The sequence below is a fragment of the Streptomyces sp. B1I3 genome, from assembly GCF_030816615.1.
In the GTDB taxonomy this organism is placed as follows: Bacteria; Actinomycetota; Actinomycetes; order Streptomycetales; family Streptomycetaceae; genus Streptomyces.
Genome location: NZ_JAUSYD010000001.1, coordinates 3200566 through 3224704, shown reverse-complemented (window position 1 = coordinate 3224704; position 24139 = coordinate 3200566). Strand labels below are relative to the sequence as shown.

At 73.2% G+C, this 24139-nt stretch carries 18 protein-coding genes; 12 read left to right on the top strand and 6 right to left on the bottom strand.

The features are described 5' to 3' along the window. Positions 1 to 49: 49 nt before the first annotated feature. Positions 50 to 1033, bottom strand: coding sequence for a triacylglycerol lipase (locus QFZ58_RS14605; protein WP_307128869.1), 984 nt, complete (start codon positions 1031 to 1033; stop codon positions 50 to 52). A gap of 355 nt (positions 1034 to 1388) precedes the next feature. On the opposite strand from QFZ58_RS14605, the gene QFZ58_RS14600 reads away from it, so the two are divergent. Further along, positions 1389 to 1802, top strand: coding sequence for a cobalamin B12-binding domain-containing protein (locus tag QFZ58_RS14600; RefSeq protein WP_307125369.1), 414 nt, complete (start codon positions 1389 to 1391; stop codon positions 1800 to 1802). A 250-nt stretch (positions 1803 to 2052) separates the two neighbouring features. Here the strand turns inward: QFZ58_RS14600 and QFZ58_RS14595 are convergent, their stop codons facing one another. Continuing rightward, positions 2053 to 3759, bottom strand: coding sequence for a DUF5691 domain-containing protein (locus QFZ58_RS14595; RefSeq protein ID WP_307125368.1), 1707 nt, complete (start codon positions 3757 to 3759; stop codon positions 2053 to 2055). A gap of 84 nt (positions 3760 to 3843) precedes the next feature. After that, positions 3844 to 5229, bottom strand: coding sequence for an SWIM zinc finger family protein (locus QFZ58_RS14590; RefSeq protein WP_307125367.1), 1386 nt, complete (start codon positions 5227 to 5229; stop codon positions 3844 to 3846). A 241-nt stretch (positions 5230 to 5470) separates the two neighbouring features. Here QFZ58_RS14590 and QFZ58_RS14585 point away from each other — a divergent pair, with 241 nt between their 5' ends. The 5 genes from QFZ58_RS14585 to sucD all read left to right on the top strand — a co-directional run bounded on the left by QFZ58_RS14585 (position 5471) and on the right by sucD (position 12656). Then, positions 5471 to 6583, top strand: a complete 1113-nt coding sequence (locus QFZ58_RS14585) for an AAA family ATPase (RefSeq protein WP_307125366.1) — start codon at positions 5471 to 5473, stop codon at positions 6581 to 6583. Beyond that, complete coding sequence (locus QFZ58_RS14580; protein ID WP_307125365.1) at positions 6580 to 8895, top strand: DUF5682 family protein; 2316 nt, start codon at positions 6580 to 6582, stop codon at positions 8893 to 8895. Before QFZ58_RS14585 ends, QFZ58_RS14580 begins: the two co-directional genes overlap by 4 nt. Before the next feature lie 128 nt (positions 8896 to 9023). Next, positions 9024 to 10160, top strand: coding sequence for a VWA domain-containing protein (locus QFZ58_RS14575; RefSeq protein WP_307128868.1), 1137 nt, complete (start codon positions 9024 to 9026; stop codon positions 10158 to 10160). Between the two features lie 408 nt (positions 10161 to 10568). Next, a complete protein-coding gene (gene sucC, locus QFZ58_RS14570) occupies positions 10569 to 11750 on the top strand; it encodes an ADP-forming succinate--CoA ligase subunit beta (RefSeq protein ID WP_307125364.1) in 1182 nt (393 codons plus the stop codon). A gap of 21 nt (positions 11751 to 11771) precedes the next feature. Beyond that, positions 11772 to 12656: a succinate--CoA ligase subunit alpha gene (sucD, locus tag QFZ58_RS14565; protein WP_307125363.1), complete on the top strand. Its 885-nt coding sequence runs from the start codon at positions 11772 to 11774 to the stop codon at positions 12654 to 12656. Positions 12657 to 12802: 146 nt separating this feature from the next. On the opposite strand, the gene QFZ58_RS14560 is transcribed toward sucD, so the two are convergent. Further along, positions 12803 to 14119, bottom strand: coding sequence for a sigma factor-like helix-turn-helix DNA-binding protein (locus tag QFZ58_RS14560; RefSeq protein ID WP_307125362.1), 1317 nt, complete (start codon positions 14117 to 14119; stop codon positions 12803 to 12805). Between the two features lie 143 nt (positions 14120 to 14262). Between QFZ58_RS14560 and QFZ58_RS14555 the strand changes: the two genes are divergently transcribed. Beyond that, entirely contained in the window at positions 14263 to 16125 is a 1863-nt protein-coding gene (locus QFZ58_RS14555) for a DUF6350 family protein (RefSeq protein WP_307128867.1), read from the top strand. 18 nt (positions 16126 to 16143) lie between these two features. Here the strand turns inward: QFZ58_RS14555 and QFZ58_RS14550 are convergent, their stop codons facing one another. Next, positions 16144 to 17115 (bottom strand): hypothetical protein, encoded by a 972-nt coding sequence (locus QFZ58_RS14550; RefSeq protein ID WP_307125361.1) that lies wholly within the window; start codon positions 17113 to 17115, stop codon positions 16144 to 16146. 238 nt (positions 17116 to 17353) lie between these two features. Between QFZ58_RS14550 and purN the strand changes: the two genes are divergently transcribed. The 3 genes from purN (at position 17354) to QFZ58_RS14535 (ending at position 21237) form a co-directional block, all read left to right on the top strand. Next, positions 17354 to 18010, top strand: coding sequence for a phosphoribosylglycinamide formyltransferase (purN, locus tag QFZ58_RS14545; protein WP_307125360.1), 657 nt, complete (start codon positions 17354 to 17356; stop codon positions 18008 to 18010). Continuing rightward, positions 17997 to 19550 carry a bifunctional phosphoribosylaminoimidazolecarboxamide formyltransferase/IMP cyclohydrolase gene (gene purH / locus QFZ58_RS14540; protein ID WP_307125359.1) on the top strand — a complete coding sequence of 518 codons (1554 nt, stop codon included), beginning with the start codon at positions 17997 to 17999 and terminating at the stop codon, positions 19548 to 19550. Before purN ends, purH begins: the two co-directional genes overlap by 14 nt. Positions 19551 to 19644: 94 nt before the next feature. Then, entirely contained in the window at positions 19645 to 21237 is a 1593-nt protein-coding gene (locus QFZ58_RS14535; protein ID WP_307125358.1) for a DUF2079 domain-containing protein, read from the top strand. A gap of 56 nt (positions 21238 to 21293) precedes the next feature. On the opposite strand, the gene QFZ58_RS14530 is transcribed toward QFZ58_RS14535, so the two are convergent. Further along, positions 21294 to 21914, bottom strand: coding sequence for a hypothetical protein (locus QFZ58_RS14530; RefSeq protein WP_307125357.1), 621 nt, complete (start codon positions 21912 to 21914; stop codon positions 21294 to 21296). A 234-nt stretch (positions 21915 to 22148) separates the two neighbouring features. Here QFZ58_RS14530 and QFZ58_RS14525 point away from each other — a divergent pair, with 234 nt between their 5' ends. Together QFZ58_RS14525 and QFZ58_RS14520 are read left to right on the top strand one after the other, a co-directional pair. Continuing rightward, positions 22149 to 23024, top strand: coding sequence for a bifunctional methylenetetrahydrofolate dehydrogenase/methenyltetrahydrofolate cyclohydrolase (locus QFZ58_RS14525; protein ID WP_307125356.1), 876 nt, complete (start codon positions 22149 to 22151; stop codon positions 23022 to 23024). A 19-nt stretch (positions 23025 to 23043) separates the two neighbouring features. Beyond that, entirely contained in the window at positions 23044 to 23736 is a 693-nt protein-coding gene (locus tag QFZ58_RS14520) for a DUF3017 domain-containing protein (RefSeq protein ID WP_307125355.1), read from the top strand. The last annotated feature ends 403 nt before the right edge of the window (positions 23737 to 24139 follow it).

The following is a 24139-nucleotide window of genomic DNA, read 5'->3' as shown; positions in this document are numbered from 1 at the left end:
AAGCCTGTCGGAGTGCCTGCCGCCGTGCCTGAGCCTTGCCGCCCGATGGTCAGGCGACGGAAGCGGTTCCCGGGACGTCGATGGCCGCGGTCCCGGACTCCAGTGCCTGGCGGATCGCGGCCGCGACCGCGGGATGGACCGGCAGTGCGAGATGGCCGATGCCGGTCACGCGCACATTGACCGCGTCGAGGTCGGGATGGTCGATGCGCGCCGTCTCGACCGGGACCATCACCCTGTCCAACTCGCTCCAGAAGCTGACGAACCGGGTCCTGCAGCCTGAGGCCGGGTGGCGGAGCTCCTCGATCAGGTCGGAACCCGTGCGCATCTGGCGGACGATCGGGAGCGCGGCCGCCAGTGGGGCGACGGCCGTGCCGCCGTGTGGGGTACCGAGGGTGACGAGGGTGCGTACCCGTCGGTCGCCGCCCAGCCGCTGCACGTAGTACCGCGCGATCAGGCCTCCGAGACTGTGCCCGACGATGTCGATCTCGTGGCGTCCGGTGCGGTCGCAGATCTCCTCGACGTGGCGGCCCAGCAGTTCGGCCGCCGTGCGGACGTCACAGGTGAGCGGGGAGTAGTTGAGCGATTCCAGGTGGTGCCAGCCGTGGCGCGCCAGGAAGCGCCGCAGCAGGACGAAGACCGAGCGGTTGTCGATGAAACCGTGCAGGAGGACGACGGGCAGGCGGTCCTCGGCGGGAGGGCCGCCCAGCGCGCTCGTCGGCAGCGTGGTCGCTTCGGCCGAACGGGTGAACCGGTCGGTGTCGGCGGGGTCTCCGGCGGAGGTGCCGGCAGCGATGCCGAGGGCGGTTCCGGCGGGGTCTGTGGCGGGGGAGCCGTCGGCCCCCGTGCGACCGCCGGGGGCGGGGGGCGCCGTGGGGGCCCGGCGCTCGGACGTCATGCCCGAGGGGTAGATGAGGACGTGCCCGGCGAGGACGGCCAGCTCCAGCGCCGACGCTCTGACCAGTGCGAACGACAGCCAGGTCGGCCGGAACGGCGATCGGTGCAGCAGTAGGGAAAGGATGGGCAGGACCCTCATGACCTTCATGGCCGACCTCCTGCACTGGCGTACGGGGCAGGCGGCTCCCTGCCCCGTACGCCCCCGTGGGGTGTCGCTGTGGAGGTGGCGACGGCCCTCGTCGGACCGGGCGTCGTGTCACCGTGCCGTGCGGCTGACGGCGCGGTGACACGACGACCTCGTTGCGGCTCCCCTGGCGATGCTCCCTGTGCGGCGGATGAGCCGCGCGATGCGGGGAGCGACGCTTGGCGAACGTGTCCCATGTGTGATTTCCCCCTCCCCGCCCACCGCGAAACGACGCCGTGCGAGATGCTGTGGATAACGTTCGTTCACATCCCCGGCCCTTTCGGTACGGGAAACGCATGTGGAGGCAGTGATGGGTGTGACCGGTCCGATCCGTGTGGTGGTGGCCAAGCCGGGCCTCGACGGCCACGACCGCGGGGCCAAGGTGATCGCGCGGGCGCTGCGGGACGCGGGTATGGAGGTCATCTACACGGGGCTTCACCAGACGCCCGAACAGATCGTGGACACGGCGATCCAGGAGGATGCCGACGCCATCGGCCTCTCGATCCTCTCCGGCGCGCACAACACGCTCTTCGCCAAGGTCATCGAGCTCCTGAAGGAGCGCGAGGCGGAGGACATCAAGGTGTTCGGCGGCGGCATCATCCCCGAGGCGGACATCGCTCCGCTGAAGGAGCGGGGCGTCGCGGCGATCTTCACCCCGGGTGCGACGACGGCCTCCATCGTCGACTGGGTGAACGCTCACGTCCGCCAGCCGGCGGAGGCCTGACCGAGGGCCGTGGACCCCCGGTCGGCAAGGGCCGGGGGGTGCCCCGGGGCCGGCTCACGACGTCCGGGGCCGGCCCCGGGGCCCGATCCGGCCCGGGGCGGTGCTCCCGGCCCGATCGGTGTCCGGTGCGGGAGCGGTGGCCGGCTCGGGGTCCGTACGCGCCTCCTGAGCAGTGGCCGGCTGCGGAGGTACGGCCCGCGCCGAGTCCGTGGTCGGCTACGTCTCCACCCCGCGCCGCGTCCGGGGCCGGCTACGCCTCCGGCTCGGTCGGCTCCGGGGCCGGCTCCCCGTCCGGCTCGGTCGGCTCCCCGTCCGGCTCCGGGGTCAGTTCCGCGTCCATGGCCGCGCGGAGGCGCAACGTGGAGACCAGCCGCTGGAACGCCTCCGACCAGTAGCCGCCCGCCCCGGGCGACGCGCCTTCCGGCTCGTCCGGCGTGGTGGTGAGCACCTCGAGCCGGTCCGCCTCGGCAGGGTTCAGACAGCGCTCGGCGAGGCCCATCACGCCGCTGAAACTCCACGGGTAGCTCCCCGCGTCCCGCGCGATGTCCAGCGCGTCCACCACCGAGCGGCCGAGCGGCCCCGCCCAGGGCACGGGGCAGACACCCAGCAGCTGAAACGCCTCGGACAGCCCGTGCGCCGCTATGAAGCCGGCCACCCACACAGCCCGCTCGGCAGGAGGCAGCACGGCGAGGAGCTGCGCCCGCTCCGCGAGGGACACCGTCCCGGGGCCGCTCGCCGGGGGCGTGGAGGGGGCGCCGAGCAGCGCGCGCGCCCAGTCGGGATCCCGCTGGCGTACCGCCGCGCGGCACCAGGCGGCATGGAGCTCGCCGCCCCAGTCGTCGGCGACGGGCAGGGCGACGACCTCCTGAGCCGTACGGCCGCCGAACCGCTCCCGCCAGGCGCCCAGGGGGGTGGCCTCCACCAGCTGACCCAGCCACCACGACCGTTCGCCCCGCCCCGACGGCGGAACCGGGACCACGCCGTCGCGCTGCATGGCGGCATCGCACTCGTGCGGTGCCTCCACGGCGACGGAGACGGCGGGCCCCGTGCGGTCGGGGCTCACACAGGAGGTGGCGCGGTCCGCCATCCGCCCGGCGAGCGCCGAGCCCGGCAGCGCGGACAGCAGTTCGGCAGCCGTGGCGCGGACATTACGGCTGCGGTCCGAGAGGGCCTCCTCCAGGAACGCCTCGTCGTCACCGGTCAGGCCGGCCCGCAGGGAATCGAGGAACATCAGCCGGTCCTCGGCCCGCTCGGTGGGCCATGTGGAGGCGAGCAGCGCCCGCGCGGCACCGGGATCCCGCGCCCGTACGGCTCCGAGCAGCGCGACCCGTTCCGCGAAGAGCCCCTCCTCCCAGAGCCGGCGCACCGCCTCCGGGTCATCGGTACCGGGCCGCCGCGCACCGCCGGCCGAGGCGCGCAGCGCGAACCTCCAGTCCGGGTTCAGGCCGGCCAGCCAGAGCCCGCGCGGCCCGGCGAACGCCAGTGCCTGCGGGCGCAGGTCGGTGCGTGCTCTGGCGGCGTCCAGCAGTGCGGGCAGCAGCTCGGCCGGCGCTCGGAAGCCGTGGGCACCGGCGGTGGCGAGCCACTGGGGGATGAGCTCGGTGAGATCGGGAGCCGTCCCCCGCCGTCCGCCGACGGGAGGAGCGGAACGGTCGGCGAGGAGTTGGGCGAGCCGGCGACGGGCGGCGGCGGGGAGCGGCGGCCGGGGATCGGCGGGAGCCGCCGGAGGTGCGGCGGCCGCGGTGGCCGGCCGCAGTGCGGCCCGGCGCCGCACGGTGTGGAGAGCCGCGGCGTCCAGCAGCGCCGTCGGCCCGTCCGCCGGGTCGCCGTCCCTCCTCGGCGGGCGCCGGTCCGTGCCGAGCAGTGCCGACGTGACCAGCTCTTCCCACGGAGTGCGCACAGGGCTGTCGGGCTCGGCGGGCGTGCAGGAACGGGAGACGGGGGCGGTGTCGGGCATCGGTTCCCTCCGGTCGTCGGGAAAGAGTCGGATCACGGGTCGGGGAATGCGGTCGGCACGTGCGGGCCGGGGCTCGGGGCCGCGTCAGCGGAGCGCCACGGGTGCGCCCGCGACGATGCCGTCGGACGACTCCCGGCACCAGGCCGCGAGAGGATCGAAGCCTTGGTGCCCGCAGGTGCCGAACACCGTCACCGGACGGCCTCCGGAGAGGGCGACGAGCTTCCACAGACCCGGCCGGGACAGTGCCCAGGGGGCGACCGGCAGGGCTTCCCCGTCCGTCGCGCCGGCCAGCTGCCAGCCGTCCCCGGCCGGCACGGGTACGACCTCGCGCAGGATGGCCGGCCAGGAGCCCAGCCAGGGATCGTCCCGCAGGGCGCGCCCGTACGCGGCGACGGCATCGGCCGTCGTGCCGCCCGGAGGCGGGGCCGCCGTCACGGAGGGCGTGCCGAACTGCCGTCCGAGGTCGGCCCTGAGCCGGCCGCCGCCCGGATACGCCGTCACCTCGGCGTCGACCGTCGCCCCCACCGGCAGGTCATGGCCGGGGGAGCGCCCCGCCGCCCCGAAGGAGAGCAGCAGGGCCGTGCGGCCCGACACCTCGCCGTACAGCCAGCTGCGGCGGGTGACGATCTTGCCGTCCGGGGTGTCGTACTGCGCGAGGACCTGCCACCGGTCGCGGATCGCCGGACCCCGGGCGGGGGCCGTCAGCCCGACCCGGGTGCGGACCGTCGCCGCCAGTGGCTCCGGCAGCCGGTCGAGCCGGAGCCACGCCGAGTCCAGCAGATGCAGCAGCGCGCACTCCTCGAGCAGCCGCACCGGCCAGCCCGCGCCGGAGTCCGGGATCGCACCCAACTCGCGCACCCGGCCCGCGAGTCCGGGTGCCTGTGCGTCCACCATCCTGGCCGCGGTCTCCTCCCACAGCGTGCGCCCCGGTCCGCCGGCCGTCGCGAGGCCGCCGCGCAGCAGGTCGGCGAGGCGCTGTTCCAGCTCCAGCGCGCCCCCGGTGATCCGCTCGGCGCGCCGTTCCGCGCGCCGCCTGGCGGCCTGGGGGTCCGCGGGGCCGGCGGCGGGGGCGTCCGGCCGTGCCGGTTCCGGGGCGCGGCCGGCCGCCGGTGACTCCGCGGCCCAGTGGGGGGCGTCGCCCGAGGCCACCGCCGGGTCGCCGGAGGCCCAGAGGAGCAGCAGCCCCAGCGCGTGCTCGCACGGGAGCTGCCGGCTGGGGCAGCCGCACCGGTACGCGGGCGCCTTCGTGTCGATCACCGTGCGGTAGGGCGTGCCGCCGCCTCCCGCGCACACGCCCCACACCATGCCCGAATCGCCGCAGCCCGCGTCCGACCACCGGCGCGGCACGCCTAGCCCGCTCCCCGCCGAGCGTGACGCCGCGTCAGGGGCCAGCGCCAGGACCTGCCCCACCGTCCAGCGCACCACGGACCCGGCGGTGCGCGGCGTTTCTCCCCCGTGAGATAGCAGCATGGGTACGACGGTAGGGCGCCCCACTGACAACCGGCTCCGACCTGTGCTTCTTCCCGTTCTCCAACTCCTGACCGCGGCGGGCCCGCTCGCTTGCCCGCGGTCGAGCGCACGCGGCCGTCACGCGGGGAGACCAGATGAAGCACATGACCGGCACCACCCACCTGGGACGCCTTCGGGGCCGATTGTCAGTGCCGTGGTGCACGGTGGGACCACATCGGGTCGACGATCTGGAGGGGGATCCATGACCGCGTTCGCGGACACCGCACCTGCCGGGGGCGAGGCCCTGAGGCCGCACGCCGAGCACGCCTTCGCCGACGAACTCACGGCCCTCGCCGCCGCGGACGACCGGCCGAGGCCCGCCCGCTGGAAGCTCTCGCCGTGGGCCGTAGCCACCTATCTGCTCGGCGGCACGCTCGCGGACGGCACGCTGATCACACCCAAGTACGTAGGCCCGCGCCGCCTCGTGGAGGTCGCCGTCAGCACGCTCGCGACCGACCGGGCGCTGCTGCTCCTGGGCGTGCCGGGCACCGCCAAGACGTGGGTGTCCGAGCACCTCGCCGCCGCGGTCAGCGGGGACTCGACCCTGCTCGTCCAGGGGACCGCCGGCACCCCCGAGGAGGCCGTCCGCCACGGCTGGAACTACGCGCAACTGCTGGCCCACGGCCCCAGTCGCGAGGCACTGGTGCCGAGTCCGGTCATGCGGGCCATGGCCGAGGGCATGACCGCCCGGATCGAGGAGCTCACCCGCATCCCCGCCGACGTGCAGGACGCGCTCATCACGATCCTGTCCGAGAAGACGCTTCCCATCCCCGAGCTGGGACAGGAGGTCCAGGCGGTCCGCGGCTTCAACCTCATCGCTACGGCCAACGACCGCGACCGCGGGGTCAACGAGCTCTCCAGCGCCCTGCGCCGCCGGTTCAACACCGTCGTGCTGCCCCTGCCGGCGACACCCGAGGCCGAGGTGGACATCGTGTCCCGGCGTGTCGACCAGATAGGGCGTGCGCTCGACCTGCCTCCGGCTCCCGACGGCATCACCGAGATCAGACGGGTCGTCACCGTCTTCCGCGAACTGCGCGACGGGGTCACCACGGACGGCCGCACCAGGCTCAAGTCCCCCTCCGGGACGCTGTCCACGGCCGAGGCCATCTCCGTCGTCACCGGCGGCCTCGCGCTCGCGGCCCACTTCGGCGACGGCGTCCTGCGGCCCGGCGATGTGGCGGCCGGTGTCCTCGGCGCGGTCGTCCGTGACCCCTCGGCCGACCGCGTGGTCTGGCAGGAGTACGTGGAGACGGTGGTCCGGGAGCGCGACGGCTGGAAGGACTTCTACCGCGCCTGCCGTGAGGCGTCCGCGTGACGCCCCCCGCGCCGGGCCCGGGGCGGGCGCCCGAGGGACCGCTGCTGCTCGGGGTGCGTCACCACGGGCCGGGATCAGCGCGCGCGGTCCTTGCCGTCCTCGAATCCGTACGGCCGCGTGCCGTGCTCGTCGAGGGACCGCCCGAGGGCGACGCGCTGCTGGCGCTCGCCGCCGACGAGGGGATGCGTCCGCCGGTCGCGCTCCTCGCCCACGCGGTGGACGACCCGGGTCACGCCGCGTTCTGGCCGATGGCCGAGTTCTCCCCCGAGTGGGTGGCGATCCGCTGGGCCTTGGCGCACGGCACACCGGTGCGCTTCATCGACCTGCCGGCCGCCCACTCCCTGGCCATGACGGAGCGGGGGGAGGGCGCCCCGGAGGACGACCGGGGCATCGACCCCATCGGGATCCTCGCCCGAACCGCCGGCTACGACGACCCCGAGCGCTGGTGGGAGGACGTGGTCGAGCACCGGTCGGCCGACGGTTCCCCGGCCGGCCCGTGGGCCCCGTTCGCCGCGCTCGCCGAGGCCATGACGGCCCTGCGTGAGGCGTACGGCGACGGTGGGCACCCCCGGGACGCCGTCAGGGAGGCCTGCATGCGCCTCCGCCTGCGCTCCGCCCGCAAGGAGTACGGGGACGACGTCGCCGTGGTCTGTGGCGCCTGGCACGTTCCCGCGCTGGCCGCGCGCACGACGGTCGCCGCCGACAAGGCCCTCCTCAAGGGAATGCCCAAGGTCAGGACGGAGCTGACGTGGGTCCCGTGGACGCACCGCCGGCTCGCCCGGCACAGCGGCTACGGCGCCGGGATCGAATCACCCGGGTGGTACGGCCACCTCTTCGCCGCGCCCGACCGGACCGTCGAGCGCTGGATGACGAAAGTCGCCGGGCTGCTGCGGGACGAGGACCGGTTCGTCTCCTCCGCCCACGTCATCGAGGCCGTGCGGCTCGCCGGCACGCTGGCCGCACTGAGGGGCCGCCCGGCCGCCGGGCTGGCCGAGACCACCGACGCGGTCCGGGCCGTCATGTGCGAGGGCTCCGACGTACCGCTCCACCTCGTCCGGGACCGGCTCGTCGTGGGCGAGACCCTCGGCGAGGTGCCGGACACCGCCCCCGCCGTCCCACTGCAGCGCGACCTGACCGGACAGCAGCGCACCCTGAGGCTCAGACCCGACGCGCAGGAGCGCGAGTTGGAGCTCGACCTGCGCAAGGACACCGACGCGGCCCGCAGCAGGCTGCTGCACCGGCTGCGGCTCCTGGACATCGGCTGGGGCGAACCCGCGGCGGGCAGGGGCAGCACGGGTACGTTCCGGGAGACCTGGCGGCTGCGCTGGCAGCCGGAGCTGTCCGTACGCATCGCGGAAGCCGGGGTGTGGGGCACCACCGTGCTCTCCGCGGCGACCGCCCGGAGTGCGGCGGACGCCGTGGCGGCGGCCTCCCTCGCCGAGGTCACGGCGCTCGCCGAGCGGTGTCTCCTGGCCGGGCTGTCCGATGCGCTGCCCGTCGTGATGAAGGCCCTCGCCGACCGCGCGGCCCTCGACACGGACGTGGGCCACCTCGCCGACGCGCTGCCCGCTCTGGCCCGCTCCCTGCGGTACGGGGACGTGCGCTCCACCGGCACGGCGGCCCTGGGAGAGGTGGCCGTCGGCCTCGCCGACCGCGTCTGCGTGGGTCTGCCGTCCGCCTGCGCCGGTCTCGACGCGGACGCCGCGGCGGAGGTGCACCGGCAGGTGGACGGCGTGCACACGGCGGTGGGGCTGCTGGCCGGCGCCGTACCGGCGGACGGGCTGCGCGAGCGCTGGGCCGGAGTCCTGGGCACGCTGGCGGCCAGGGACACGGTCGCGGGCGTGATCCGGGGCCGCGCCACGCGCCTGCTCCTGGACGAGGGACGGCTCGCCGGCGACGGCGCGGCGCGGCTGATGGGACTGGCCCTCTCACCGGGCACACCGCCGGCCGAGGCGGCGGCGTGGATCGAGGGCTTCTTCGGCGGGGCGGCCGGCGGCGGCATGCTGCTCGTCCACGACGAGCGGCTCCTGGGACTCGTCGACGCCTGGCTGACCGGGGTACCGGCCGGGACGTTCACCGACGTACTGCCTCTTCTGCGCCGCACGTTCTCCGCCTACGAGCCGGGCACGCGGCGCGCCTTGGGCGAACTCGTCCGGCGCGGCCGGGACCCGGACCGGGCGCGGGGCGAGGTGGAGGCGGCGGCACCGGGCTTCGGCGCCGGACTCGACGAGGAGCGGGCGGCCGCCGTGGTGCCCGTGCTCCGGCTGCTGCTCGGGAGCGGCACCGGAGCGGATCGGACAGGTGCGCGATGACCACCGGCAGGACGGACACGGGGGATGGGCCGATGACGACCGGCAGGACAGGCATCGGGGAACGGCCGGGGGAGGAGAAGGAGAGGGCAGCGGTCGCGTCCGAGGACGAGCGGCTGCGGCGCTGGCGCATGGTGCTCGGCGCGGACGGCGCCGAGAGCACGGGGTACACACTCACCGGCCGCGACGTCGCGATGGACGGCGCGCTGACCGACCTCTACGGCGGCGGGAAGAAACCGGGTGGCCGCGGAGGGGCCGAGCGTTCGGCCGGGCTCGGCGCGTCCGCCCCGTCCGTCGCCCGCTGGCTCGGGGACATCCGTACGTACTTCCCCGGCTCCGTCGTCCAGGTCATGCAGCGGGACGCCATCGACCGTCTCGGGCTGTCCGCGCTGCTGCTGGAACCGGAGATGCTGGAGGCGCTGGAACCGGACGTCCACCTGGTCGGCACACTGCTCTCGCTCAGCAAGGCCATGCCCGAGACGACGAGGGAAACCGCCCGGGCCGTCGTGCGCAAGGTCGTCGATGATCTGGAGAGCCGCCTGGCCGCCCGGACCAGGGCGACGGTCACCGGTGCCCTGGACCGCTCCGTCCGCGCGGCCAGGCCGCGCCACCGGGACATCGACTGGGACCGCACGATCCGGGCCAACCTCAGGAACTACCTGCCCCTTCCCGGAGGGGACGGAGCTCACACGGTCGTCCCCGAGCGCCTCGTCGGGTACGGGCGAGCCGGCCGGTCCGTGAAGAAGGACGTCATCCTCTGCATCGACCAGTCGGCATCCATGGCCCCCTCGGTCGTGTACGCCTCCGTCTTCGGAGCGGTGCTCGCGTCCATGCGCACCCTGGCGACCAGGCTCGTGGTGTTCGACACGGCCGTGGCCGATCTCACCGACCGGCTCGACGACCCGGTCGACGTGCTGTTCGGCACGCAGCTCGGCGGCGGTACGGACATCAACCGTGCCCTCGCCTACTGCCAGTCGAAGATCACCCGCCCGGCGGACACCGTCGTCGTGCTCATCAGCGATCTCTACGAGGGTGGTATCCGGGACGAGATGCTCCGGCGCGCCGCCGCGATGACGGCGTCCGGTGTGCAGTTCGTGACCCTGCTCGCCCTCTCGGACGAGGGCGCGCCCTCCTACGACCGGGAGCACGCCGCGGCGCTGGGAGCGCTCGGCGCGCCGGCCTTCGCCTGTACGCCGGATCTGTTTCCGGCGGTCATGGCGGCGGCGCTCGAGAAACGGCCCCTGCCGATACCGGAGCCCGGCCGATGAGAACGGGCGGCCCCGGCGGTGCCTCGCCGGGACCGCCCGGCGGTACGGAGACCGGCTGCCGGAAACGGGCCGCCGGAAGCGGGACACCGGAGACCGGCCGCCGGAAGCGGGCCGCCGGAAGCGGGACACCGGAGACCGGCCGCCGGAAAGGGGACACCGGAAACGGGACACCGCCGTGCCGTTCCGTCCTCCGCGCCCCGGCCACCGGCGTGGTCTGTGACCGTTATCACCGCTCAGGTGTGATCTGCAATTTAGGGTCCGGAGGAGCGCGGGGATAACCTGCCGGATGGACATGCCGCGTACCGGGTCACCGTGTGCGCCTCCCCTGTGACCGCGCAGTCACGTTGCCCTCGCGGCACGCCCACGCAGAAGAACGAACCGCGAGACCACTAAAAGGGACGGACGCGCGTGGACCTGTTCGAGTACCAGGCGAGGGACCTCTTCGCCAAGCACGGTGTACCGGTGCTGGCCGGTGAAGTGATCGACACGCCTGAGGCAGCCCGCGAGGCGACCGAGCGGCTGGGCGGCAAGTCAGTCGTCAAGGCGCAGGTGAAGGTCGGTGGCCGAGGCAAGGCCGGTGGCGTGAAGCTGGCGGCAGACCCGGATGAGGCGGTCGCTCGCGCGACCGACATCCTCGGCATGGACATCAAGGGCCACACGGTCCACAAGGTGATGATCGCCGAGCTCTCCCCGGAGATCGAGGCGGAGTACTACGTCTCGTACCTCCTGGACCGCACCAACCGCACCTTCCTCGCCATGGCGTCGGTGCAGGGCGGCATGGACATCGAGGAGGTCGCGGAGAAGACCCCCGAGGCCCTCGCGAAGGTCCCGGTCAACGCTGTCGACGGCGTGGACATCGAGAAGGCCCGCGAGATCGTGGCCCAGGCGAAGTTCCCGGCCGAGGTGGCCGAGGGTGTCGCCGAGGCCATGGTGACCCTGTGGGACACCTTCGTCGCCGAGGACGCGCTCCTCGTCGAGGTCAACCCGCTGGTGAAGACCAAGGACGGCCGCATCCTGGCGCTGGACGGCAAGGTGTCTCTCGACGAGAACGCCGACTTCCGTCAGCCCGGCCACGAGGCGCTCGAGGACAAGGCCGCGGCCAACCCCCTCGAGGCGGCCGCCAAGGCCAAGAACCTCAACTACGTCAAGCTCGAGGGCGAGGTCGGCATCATCGGTAACGGTGCCGGTCTGGTCATGTCGACCCTGGACGTCGTCGCGTACGCCGGTGAGAACCACGGCAACGTGAAGCCCGCCAACTTCCTGGACATCGGTGGCGGCGCCTCCGCAGAGGTCATGGCGAACGGCCTGGAGATCATCCTCGGCGACCCGGACGTCAAGTCCGTCTTCGTCAACGTCTTCGGTGGCATCACCGCCTGCGACGAGGTCGCCAACGGCATCGTCCAGGCCCTGGAGCTGCTCAAGTCCAAGGGTGAGGACGTCACCAAGCCGCTGGTCGTGCGCCTCGACGGCAACAACGCGGAGCTGGGTCGCAAGATCCTCTCCGACGCCAACCACCCGCTCGTGCAGCGTGTGGACACCATGGACGGCGCGGCCGACAAGGCCGCCGAGCTCGCCGCGGCTGCGAAGTAAGGGACGAGGGACTCCAACACCATGGCTATCTTCCTCACCAAGGACAGCAAGGTCATCGTCCAGGGGATGACCGGCGCCACGGGCATGAAGCACACCAAGCTCATGCTGGCCGACGGCACCAACATCGTCGGTGGCGTGAACCCGCGCAAGGCGGGCACGTCCGTCGACTTCGACGGCACCGAGGTACCCGTATTCGGCTCCGTCAAGGAAGCGATGGAGAAGACGGGCGCCGACGTGTCGGTCCTCTTCGTGCCGCCGGCCTTCGCGAAGGCCGCCGTCGTCGAGGCGATCGACGCCGAGATCCCGCTCGCCGTCGTGATCACCGAGGGCATCGCCGTCCACGACTCGGCCGCCTTCTGGGCGTACGCCGGTTCGAAGGGCAACAAGACCCGGATCATCGGCCCGAACTGCCCCGGTCTGATCACCCCCGGCCAGTCGAACGCCGGCATCATCCCGGGCGACATCACCAAGCCCGGCCGCATCGGTCTCGTGTCCAAGTCCGGCACGCTGACCTACCAGATGATGTACGAGCTCCGTGACATCGGCTTCTCGTCCGCCGTCGGCATCGGTGGCGACCCGGTCATCGGCACCACGCACATCGACGCCCTCGCGGCGTTCGAGGCGGACCCCGACACCGACCTCATCGTGATGATCGGCGAGATCGGCGGCGACGCCGAGGAGCGCGCGGCCGACTACATCGCGAAGAACGTCACCAAGCCGGTCGTCGGTTACGTCGCGGGCTTCACCGCCCCCGAGGGCAAGACCATGGGCCACGCGGGCGCCATCGTCTCCGGTTCCTCCGGCACCGCCGCCGCCAAGAAGGAGGCCCTCGAGGCCGCCGGCGTGAAGGTCGGCAAGACGCCGACCGAGACCGCCAAGCTGGCGCGCGAGATCCTCGGCGGCTGACCGCGCGCCGCGGCGGCCCGTCCGCCCGGCACCGTGTCACCGCAGCAACGGCGCGGGTCCGCACCCCCATCGACGGGGTGCGGACCCGCGCCGTTGCGCGTGCCGGGCGAACGGCGGCGGGCAGGGGACCGCCCGCCGGACTGCCGTCAGGGGATGCCCGGCACCAGGCGTTCCGGGCCGTGCACGAGTTCGCCGCGGAGCTTCTCCTGCAGCTTCAGGTCCTGCGGCGCCAGTCTCTGAGGGCCGCTCAGCACGGGCACGCCCGCGACCCGTTCGGCCGGGGCGATCGGCTGCTCGTAGCGCGTGGGAGCCGTGTGCAGGGTGAAGCTCGTCGCGCCGACGAGCAGCACACCGAAGCACACTGCCGCCCGGGTCCAGAGCTCGGCCTTGCGTTCGCCGCCCGTACGCACGGTACGGGCCGAGGGTGGCGCCGGCACGTGTTCACCGAGGGCGAGCGCACCGAGCCGCTGATGGAGCAGCGCGGACTGTGCGCCGGGCGAGGAGCGGCCCGCCAGTTCGGGCAGCCGCTCGGTGACGGCGGCCCGCGCGCGCATCAGCCGGTTGGCCGCGGCGGGGGTGCTCGCCTCCGTCTCCGCAGCCGTCTCCGGCAGGTCCAGCCCCACGCCGTCGTAGAGCAGCAGCGTGCGGCGGTGCGCGGGCGGCATGGCGAGCAGTGCCTCCAGCAGCGCCCGCCGGCCCGGGTCCTCGGGGAGTGCGTCGGGGCGGCGGTGCGCGCGGCGCAGACGGTGCCAGGGTGACGTCGCGTACTCGTACGCCGCCGCCCGCACCCACCCCGCGGGGTCGCGGTCCCTGGCGACCTCGGGCCAGCGCTGCCAGGCGAGCTGGAAGGCGTGCTCGACGGCCTCCCGGGAGAGAGCCCGGCGCCCGGTCAGCACGTACGTCTGGCGGGCGAGGCCCGGGGCGGTCCGGGTGTACAGGGCGTCGAACGCCTCTTCGGCCGTGGGGGGCGCCGGTGTCCGTACGTCAGGGGGCACGTCAGGAGCGGCGCGCCCACCCGATTCCGGGGGCCCGGTGGCTCCGGCGGACACGGCCTGCCGGGTGGAGGGCCCGGTGCCCGTGCCGATGCCGGTGCCGGGCTCGGTCGGGGACGTCGTGGTGCTCCCGGGGGCTTCGCCCTCGGTCGGAGGCGGCGTGATGCTCCCGGAGGCCTCGGTCCGGGACGACGTGGTGCCCCCTGGGACTTCGACCTCGGTGGGCGGCTCGTCCCGCACCGCCGCCGGCGCCTCGGCGGAGCCGATCAGCCGGGCGTACGCGACGCGTCGGCGCCCCCGCGGGCTGGTGCGCCCCTTCTCCCAGGCGCGCACGGTCGCGGGGGTGACGCCCAGGGCGGCCGCGATCTGCTCCTCGCTCAGGGCGCGGGCCTCGCGCAGCCGACGACGTTCCTTGGGGGAGGGCAACAGGTCCCTGGAGGCCGGGGCCGGGCCGGGGGTGCTCCGGGTCATTCCGGGCCCCTCATGACACTGCACTGGGTGAAAAAGTACATAAACATATATTGGGCGACACAGCGGCCGATCGCCCGTTACACGAAATAAGCGCGTGTCGTTGGGACCATGACCCGGTGACCCAAGTGACCGAACGCAGCCCGATGTTGCAGGCCGAGCGGAGCAGGTCAGCCGCGCTGGCCTCCGCTTTCGTGCGCGGAGCGGTGGCTGCGGGGCTCGGACTCGGCTCGCTGGCGGTCCTCGTCGTGGTGCTGTGGATCATCTCCCCGTACCCCGACAGCGGCCCGGACGGGGCCCTTCGGGTGGCGACCGGACTCTGGCTTCTCGCCCACGGCGCGGAACTCGTCAGAGCCGACACCCTCAGCGGGCACCCGGCGCCTGTGGGGACCGTCCCGTTGCTGCTCGCGATTCTGCCGATGTGGCTGCTGCACCGGGCGGCCCGGGACTCCGGGGAGGCCGACGAGCAGCCTGCGGCACGGCACTCGGCGGTCGGTGCGTTCTGTGCGGTCAGCGCCGGATACCTGCTGGTGGCGCTGGTGGCGGCGGCGTACGCGCAGGGCGGTGGGCTGCCCGCCGAGCGGGCCTCGCTCGCCTTCCCGCTCACCGCCGTGGTGACCGGTGCGGCCGCGGCGGGGATGTGGACGGCGCGAGGGCGCCCCCTCGGCCCGCTGCTCGCCTGGGCGCCGCTGCGTCTGCAGGAGGCGGCGGCCCGCTCGCGTTGCCGGGCCGGGGCCGACGCGGTCCTGCGGTCGTCGGCCGCCGGCGTCCTGGCCTTGCTGGGCACCGGGGCGCTGCTGGCCGCGGTCGCACTGGCGTGGCACGCGGGGGCGGCGCATGCGTCGTTCATGGCGCTGTCGGGCAACTGGGCCGGCCGGGTCTCGGTGCTCCTGCTCGCCCTGGCCCTCGTGCCGAACGCGGCGACGTGGGGCGCCGCCTACGGCCTCGGGCCCGGCTTCGCCCTGGGCACGACGTCCACGGCCACCCCCCTCGCCGTCACCGGGCACCCCGCGCTCCCCGACTTCCCGCTGCTCGCCGCCGTGCCGTCCCAGGGCCCGGGTACGGGGGCGAACTGGGTGGCCGTCGCGGTGCCCGTCGTCGCGGGCCTGGTCGTCGCCCGGTTCACGGCCCGGGCAGCGGCTCCCGTCCCCGGGGTGCGTGAGGAGGCGTGGGAACCGGGAGGCACGGCCGTGGCGGCGGGGCTCGCCGCCGTGGGATGCGGGGTGGGTGCGGCGGTGCTGGCGGCGGCGTCGGGCGGCCCGCTGGGTACGGGGGCGCTGGCGGAGTTCGGCCCGGTGTGGTGGCTCGTGGGTCCGGCGGCGGTGGCGTGGACGGCCGTGATCGGTGTACCCGCTGCGCTGCTGCTCAGGTCCTGGAGACTCCGGGTGCACGGGTGGCAGTGGCGGCGCGACACGGTGCGGACCGAGGCGGAGGAGAAGCCGCGCCCGGAGGAGAGGGAGCGGGCGCACGGGCAGCCGGGAGCGCCGAAGCCTTGGAGCGAGGGGCGACCGGAAGCCGAGGAGGAGCCGCGGGCGGAGGCGGAGACGAAGGAGGAGGGCGAGGGAGAGTCCCGGCCGGAAGCCCTGCCGGGAGCCGGGTCGTGGTGGGAGCGCAGGGCGGCGCGGAGGCGCGCACGCAAGGCGGGCAGGGAGCCGGAGGAGTGGGACGGGGACGCGGATCCGTACGAATTCCTCTCGGCCGACCCCTGGCACGAGGACGGTGCGAGGACCGCGCGGTGGGCCTCGCTGAAGAAGGGCTCCGGAGGACTCATGGCGGACTTCCCGCCGGTCCCCGGCCACGTCCCCGCTGCCGCTCCCACTCCCGCTCCCGCACCGGTCCCGCCCACCGCTCCAGCCGCAGCCCAGGCGCCGGTGCCCGGCACCCCGGCGCCCGGCACCCCGGTGCCCGCGCCTCCCGCTTCCGAGGTCGATACCGCTCCTCAGGGGGACACACGGAACGGCCCGGTTCCCGATGCGCAAGGGCATGTGGAACCGGGCCGGGAGGACTGATCGGCGAGGACCGCCGCGTTACTTCTTCACGCCGAAGAAGGGCTCGAGCGGATCCGGCAGCCGGTCGTTGCAGGCCAGGGCGCCGGTCTTGGTGAGGGCGTCGTTCACGCAGGTGTAGTAGTCCCGGTAGACCAGCTGGACCGTGTAGCCCGTGGCGACGATCGCCAGCGCGAGCAGCGCGGTCACCAGGCCGCTCACGGCCGCCGTGGTCTGCTGCCGGCCGCCGCTCCGGGGGGTGCCGGGCGCGGCAGCGGGCGGCACCGGCGCGGGGGCACGGTCCGGTGCGTCGCCACTCGCGCCATCCGGAATTCCGGTGCTCCCGGAGACGGGGGCGGGAGTGCTGTGCGGACCCGCCCGCAAGGCGCTGATCGACCAGTACACGGCGAGGGCGCCGAGGAGCAGGGCGATCTCCGGGAAGTCGAAGAGGGCGAAGAAGAACGCCCACATGCCACCCAGCAGTGCGTAGCGCGCACGCCGTTGGGCGGGGTCGGCCGGGTCCCAGCGAAGCCCTCCGGGCTTGCCCTCGGGGCCGCCCTGGCCGCCCGCACCGCCGGTGTTGCCGGGACGGCTGCCGAAGCCGCCGTCCTGCCGGCCCGGCTGCTGGTCGCTCCACCGGCTGCCCCAGACCGGACGGCCGTCGGACGGGCCGTCACCGTCGTCACCACTGCCGCCGTCGCCGCCGTGGTTCCCCGGCCCCGGGGAGGGGTGGCGGGGCTGCCAGGGCCGGTCGGGCCGGTCCTCGGGCGGCGCGGCGAACGGATTGTCGTCCGAGGGCGCGGAGGAGGAGTCCCTGGAGGGGGCGCCGTCCGAGGAGGAGTCCCTGGAGGGGGCGCCGTCCGAGGAGGAGTCCGGGGCCCCCGAGCCCGAGGAGCCCGGCGACGATGAGCCCGGCGACGAGGAGTCCGGCGACGAGGGCCGGCGTTCCCGCATCAGCGTGGATGCCCGCTCGGGCAGCGGGTGGCCAAAGGCGGTGCGGAGGCGGTCCGGCATGTGGTGAACGTCTTCCCCATCTCGTCGTTTCCGCCCCGAGGACGGTTCCCTGTCCCCTGACGCTACCTCCCGGCCACGCCCCCGTCCCGTGGGGGCCGCCGGGTGTGCCGGTATCGTTGCTGACGGTCGGGCCGTTCGTAGAGTTCCCCGTATCCCGGGGTGAGATTCTTTCGTACGACCGTACAAACGCATTCCTGGCACATCGCACCTGCCTTACCACGCGAGAAAGGGCCCAGCTGTGGCCTCCCCGCCCCCTTCCGCCGCCCCGGCCCGCCTGGTCGTCCTGGTCTCCGGCTCGGGTACGAATCTCCAAGCGCTGCTCGACGCGATCGGTGACGATCCCGAGGGCTACGGCGCCCAGGTCGTCGCGGTCGGCGCGGACCGCCACGGAACGGCCGGGCTCGAGCGCGCCGAGCGCGCCGGGCTTCCCACCTTCGTGTGCAAGGTCGGCGAACACGCGACCCGCGAGGAATGGGACGCGGCGCTCACCGAGGCCGTCGACGAGCACCGTCCGGACCTCGTCGTGTCCGCGGGCTTCATGAAGATCGTGGGCAAGGCGTTCCTCGCCGCGTTCGGCGGCCGGATCGTCAACACCCACCCCGCCCTGCTCCCCAGCTTTCCCGGTGCCCACGGAGTGCGCGACGCGCTCGCGTACGGCGTCAAGGTCACCGGGTGCACCGTCCACTTCGTCGACGACGGCGTCGACACCGGTCCGATCATCGCGCAGGGCGTGGTCGAGGTGACCGAAGAGGACACGGCGGAGGGCGAAGCCGCTCTCCATGAACGCATCAAAGAAGTCGAGCGCAAGCTGCTCGTCGAGGCCGTAGGGCGGCTCGCCCGCGACGGCTATCGCATTGAGGGACGAAAGGTTCATCTCGGTCATGTCGGTGAATAAGCCCATCCGCCGCGCCCTGGTCAGCGTCTACGACAAGACGGGGCTCGAAGACCTCGCCCGCGGTCTCCACGAGGCGGGTGTCGAGCTGGTCTCCACCGGCTCCACCGCCGGGAAGATCGCCGCCGCCGGAGTGCCGGTCACCAAGGTCGAGGAGCTCACCGGTTTCCCCGAGTGCCTCGACGGCCGCGTGAAGACGCTGCACCCCCGGGTCCATGCCGGCATCCTCGCCGACCTGCGCCTGGACACCCACCGCGAGCAGCTCGCCGAGCTGGGCGTCGAGCCGTTCGACCTCGTGGTCGTCAACCTGTACCCGTTCAAGGCGACCGTCGCCTCGGGCGCGTCCGACGACGAGTGCGTGGAGCAGATCGACATCGGCGGCCCGTCGATGGTCCGCGCCGCCGCCAAGAATCACCCGTCCGTGGCAGTGGTGACGAGCCCGGAGCGTTACGCCGACGTCCTCGCGGCCGTCAAGGCGGGCGGCTTCGACCTGACCGCCCGCAAGCGGCTCGCCGCCGAGGCCTTCCAGCACACCGCCGCGTACGACGTGGCCGTCGCCTCCTGGTTCGCCGACGGTTACGCGGCGGCCGACGACTCCGGCTTCCCGGACTTCTCCGGTGCGACGTACGCGCGGAAGAACGTCCTGCGCTACGGCGAGAACCCGCACCAGCCCGCCGCGCTCTACACCTCCGGCGAGGGCGGCCTCGCCGAGGCCGAGCAGCTGCACGGCAAGGAGATGTCCTACAACAACTTCACGGACACCGACGCCGCCCGCCGTGCCGCCTACGACCACGCCGAGCCGTGCGTCGCGATCATCAAGCACGCCAACCCGTGCGGCATCGCCATCGCCGAGGACGTCGCGACGGCGCACCGCAACGCGCACGCCTGTGACCCGCTCTCCGCCTTCGGTGGTGTCATCGCGGTCAACCGCCCGGTGACCGTCGCGCTGGCCGAGCAGGTCGCCGAGATCTTCACCGAGGTCATCGTCGCCCCGGCATACGAGGACGGCGCCGTCGAGGTGCTCGCCCGTAAGAAGAACATCCGGGTGCTGCGCTGCCCCGACGCCCCGGCATCCACGGTCGAGGTCAAGCCGATCGACGGCGGCGCGCTGCTCCAGGTCGCCGACCGGCTCCAGGCCGACGGCGACGACCCGGCCAACTGGACCCTCGCCACCGGAGAGGCCCTCTCCGCGGAGGAGCTCAGGGAGCTCGCCTTCGCGTGGAAGGCCTGCCGGGCCGTCAAGTCCAACGCGATCCTGCTCGCCAAGGACGGCGCCTCGGTCGGTGTCGGCATGGGCCAGGTCAACCGCGTCGACTCCGCCAAGCTCGCCGTCGAGCGGGCCGGTGAGGAGCGGGCGAAGGGCTCCTACGCCGCGTCGGACGCCTTCTTCCCCTTCCCCGACGGCCTGGAGATCCTGACCGCCGCCGGCATCAGGGCCGTGGCCCAGCCCGGTGGCTCGGTCCGTGACGAGCTGGTCGTCGAGGCGGCGAAGAAGGCCGGCGTGACCATGTACTTCACGGGCACGCGCCACTTCTTCCACTGACGGCACCCGCAGCGCCCATCCGTAGGCCGTACCCGTTCCGGGTGCGGTCTGCGGTGCGTCGCGGCGTACGGATATCAGTCGTCCCTCTGTTCTAATGAATGGCCTTGTCGGGCAGTGGCCGGAACCGGCGCGGCCGGCAGTGACCAGTGAGGGACTCCGTTGCGGGGGCATCGTGCTTGACCTGAACCAGAGCGAGACGGACGTGCCCGGGAACGGAGACGGGAACGGGAACGGGTCCGGTCGGCACGGTGACGAGGAGCGGGGGCGGGCCACCGGTACCGCGGCGGCCGCGGCGCCGCACCCGGCCCCGCTGCGTCCGTACGTGATCGCGGCCATCCTCCTGTGCGCGCTTTACTTCCTGTACTCCTACCTCCGGTACAGCCACTTCCACTCGCCCTCGTGGGACCTCGGGATCTTCGAGCAGGAGGTGCGCGCGTACGCCTCGCTGAAGGCCCCGGTCGTCGACATCAAGGGCCCCGGCTATCTGATACTCGGCGACCACTTCAGCCCCGTGGTGGCGCTCCTGGTGCCGCTGTACTGGATCTGGCCGTCCGCCCTCGCCCTGCTCTTCGCGCAGGCCGCTCTCTTCGCCGTCTCCGCGGCGGTCGTCGGGCGCACCGTCCAGCAGATCCTCGGCGGCCGCAGCGGCATGTGCGTCACCGTCGCCTACGGGCTCTCCTGGGGCCTCCAGGAAGCGGTGAAGGCCGACTTCCACGAAATAGCCTTCGCCGTGCCGCTGATCGCGCTCGTGTGCCGGGCCCTGCTCATGGAGCGCTGGCGGGCCGCCCTCCTGTGGTCGCTGCCCCTCGTCCTGGTCAAGGAGGACCTCGGGATCACCGTCGCGGTCGTCGGCGCGCTCCTGGCCGTGTACGGGCGGCGGCTCCATGGCTTCCTGCTGGCGGCCTTCGGGGTGTTCGCGTTCGCACTGACCGTCCTCGTCCTCATACCGGCGGCCAGCAGTGCGGGGACGTACGACTACTGGAAGAAGATCGAGCAGGACGGTGGGCAGCGGGTCTCCCCGCTCGATTCGGTCCTCGGCGTCCTCGACTCCTCCGTCAAGATCGAGATGCTGGTCTTCCTCGTCGGCATCACCGCCTTCATGGCGCTGCGCTCGCCCCTGGTCCTGCTCGTGCTGCCCACGCTCGGCTGGCGCCTGCTCTCCCAGGACTCCAACCACTGGGGCATGGTCTGGCACTACAGCGCGATCCTCATGCCGGTGGTCTTCCTGGCCATGGCCGACGGTGTCCGCCGCAGCCGCGGATCAGCGCGGCCCTGGCTGGCCGCCTATGCGAACGTCGCCGTCCCCGTCGCCGCCGCGATCGCCGTGGCGCTCACCCAGCACCTCCCGCTGCGCGACCTGCTGCGCCCCGAGACGTACGGCGCCGACGCGCGCACCGACGCGGCCGAGGCGGCGCTGGAGGCCATTCCGGTGGGCGCGCGGGTGGAGACGGACATCACGCTGATGGCGCACCTGACCGGTGACCGTACGGTCTACTGGGTCGGCGGCGCCCCGGGCACCGCGCCCGACGTCGTCGCGATCAATCTGGACTTCGGCTGGTCACGGCCGATCGACGACCCCGTGAAATACGCGCAGCAACTCCACCCCGAGGCCCGGTACCGGATCACACGCGAGGCGGCTCCGTTCGTGGTGATGGAGCGGACCACGCCGGCGCCCGGAAACGGCTGAAGGCCGTACATCCGCCGGATCGACGGATGTCACGGCCTTCGGGCGCGTGCGCCTGTTCAGTGCTGCGGCTGCTGGCGGTTGAACCAGGCGCCGCCGTCGGACTTCGCCACGAAGACGGTGATCAGGATGGCGAGAACCGTGTGGACGAGACCGAAGACGATGAACGGGTAGATGCCGAGGATCGCGGTGATCACACCGAAGACGATGGTGGTGATCCGCAGGGCGTTGCCCCCCTTGCCGAACTTGGCGGCGAGGACGACGGCGAAGACGCCCCACAGGACCGCGAAGGCGACGATGGCCCACAGCGCGTTGCCCGAGTAGTCGGCGAGCTGCTGGAACTGGACGTCTTCCTGGAGAGTCTCGTCGTTCCTGGCGGCGTTCACCGCCACGGCCGCGAGGGCGAAGATGATGGCGCCTATGACCTGCAGGCCGACGATCACGTAGAGCATGACGCGCGCGGCCTTGACGCCACCGGGCATCTCCGTGGGGACCCCCGGGAAGCCGTAACCGCCCTGGACGGGCGGTGCCTGCGGGTAGCCGTACCCCTGCTGGGGCACACCCTGCGGGGCCTGCTGGGGATAGCCGTAGCCCGGCTGCCCGCCCTGCTGCTGCCCGCCCGGCTGCTGGCCGTAGGGCTGCTGCTGGCCGTAGGGGTTGTTGGGGTCGCCGAAGCTCATGGCGCATTTCCTCCGTTGTGAAATCTGGGGACGACGCGGTCCTGGCGGAGGAAAGCTGCGCGATCTGAACGGTTGTCCCCCCGACACTGTCCACGGTGCTGCGCGCCTCATCGTCGTCGCGACCTCGGCTTTCTGTCCAGTCGACCGCCGAATGTGTTGTGCAAGTGCAACCTTGTGTCCACATCGCACACCTGAATTGGTATGCGGGCGGGGTCATCCGCGAGGATGGGTGTCATGACTGCCCAGATTCTCGATGGCAAGGCCACCGCAGCTGCGATCAAGTCCGATCTGACCGTCCGCGTGGCGGCCCTCAAGGCGCAGGGCGTCACCCCCGGGCTGGGGACCCTGCTCGTCGGGGACGATCCGGGCAGCCGGTGGTACGTGAACGGCAAGCACCGTGACTGTGCCCAGGTCGGCATCGCGTCCATCCAGCGTGAACTTCCCGGCACGGCGACCCAGGAGGACATCGAGGGCGTCGTACGGGAACTCAACGCCGACCCCGACTGCACGGGCTACATCGTGCAGCTCCCCCTCCCCAAGGGCATCGACACCAACCGCGTGCTGGAACTGATGGACCCGGCGAAGGACGCCGACGGGCTGCACCCGATGAGCCTGGGCAAGCTCGTGCTGAACGAGACCGGCCCGCTGCCCTGCACCCCGCAGGGTGTCGTCACGCTCCTGCGCCGCCACGGCGTGGAGATCAACGGCGCCCACGTGGTGGTCGTCGGCCGCGGGGTCACCATCGGCCGCTCGATCCCCCTCCTGCTGACGCGCAAGTCCGAGAACGCGACCGTCACCCAGTGCCACACCGGTACCCGTGACCTGTCGGCCCACCTCAGGCAGGCCGACATCATCGTCGCCGCCGCCGGCGTCCCCCACCTCATCAAGCCCGAGGACGTGAAGCCGGGCGCGGCCGTGCTCGACGTCGGCGTCAGCCGCGACGAGAACGGCAAGATCGTCGGCGATGTCCACCCCGGTGTCGCGGAGGTGGCTGCCTGGGTCGCCCCCAACCCGGGCGGCGTCGGTCCGATGACCAGGGCCCAGCTGCTCGTCAACGTGGTCGAGGCGGCCGAGCGCGCCGCCGCCGACTCCGCCGCGTCCGCCGGCTGATCCGGACCGGAAGGAAGTCATGGGTGCTGGTACGAGTCCGGCGGACGGTACGCACGCGGCCGGGGCGGCCGGGGACGCCGGGGTGCCCGGGGACGCCGGGACGTCCGCAGGCACCGGGGCCGTCGCCGCGGGCGGCCGTGAAAAGGATGACCGGGCGGGCCACGAGGAGCCGGCCGGGGCGGGCCACGAGGAGCCGGCCGGGACCGGGAGCGCGGAGCCGGTACACACGGCGGAGGTCGTGAAGACGGCGGAGGCCGGAGAGCCGGCCGAGCCCGGGGACCCGACCGGGTCCGAAGAGGGCGGCGGCTCGACCCGGGCGCCCTCGCGCCGCTTCTCGCTCACCCGTGACACCGCCCGCCCCGAGGGCGGTGGCCGGGCCGCCTCGGGGGACGCCCCCGCTCCCGCCCGGCAGTGGCCGCTCCTCGCGGTGCTCTGCACCGCGGGAATCGGCCTGCTCCTCGTGGGCGCCGACCCCTTCACCGAAGCGTTCAGGATCGGCACGATGCTGATCGGCCTCGCCCTGCTCACCGGGGCGGTGCTGCGCTGGGTGGTCCCCTCCGTCGGCATGCTGGCCGTGCGGTCCCGGTTCACCGACCTCGTCACGTACGGCCTGATGGGGACGCTGATCGTGCTGCTCGCCCTGATGGCGCAGCCCAAACCGTGGCTGGACGTCCCCTTCCTGCAGGACGCCGTCCACTTCACGATCCGTTAGGCGTGTCGCCCGGCAGGTGGTGTCCGTCCCCTCCCCCGAGAAGGGACGGACACCGGACGGGGCGACCGGCACGAGACGACCGGTAATGCGGTGGCTTGTGCGGCCTTGCCCTGTCCTGCCTTCAGCGTCATGGACATGAGGTATTCGGTTCAAGGGTCCCCCGGTGCCTGTGGCACGGAGGTGACGATTCCGCCATCGTGTGATCGTCACGCAACGACGGGCGGCACACGGCCGGCGGACGCGGTATGTGACCGGCTGTGTGCGGAGTCCCACAGGGGGGCGCGCGGCCGGGAGGGGGCGAGTCGGATAGCCTGATCGCCGGATATCTCTTCACGTCAAGATTCAGAGGTGTCCCGCACCAGGGGCAGGGGCCCCTACCGCCAGCTGTCTAACGGAGATCGCC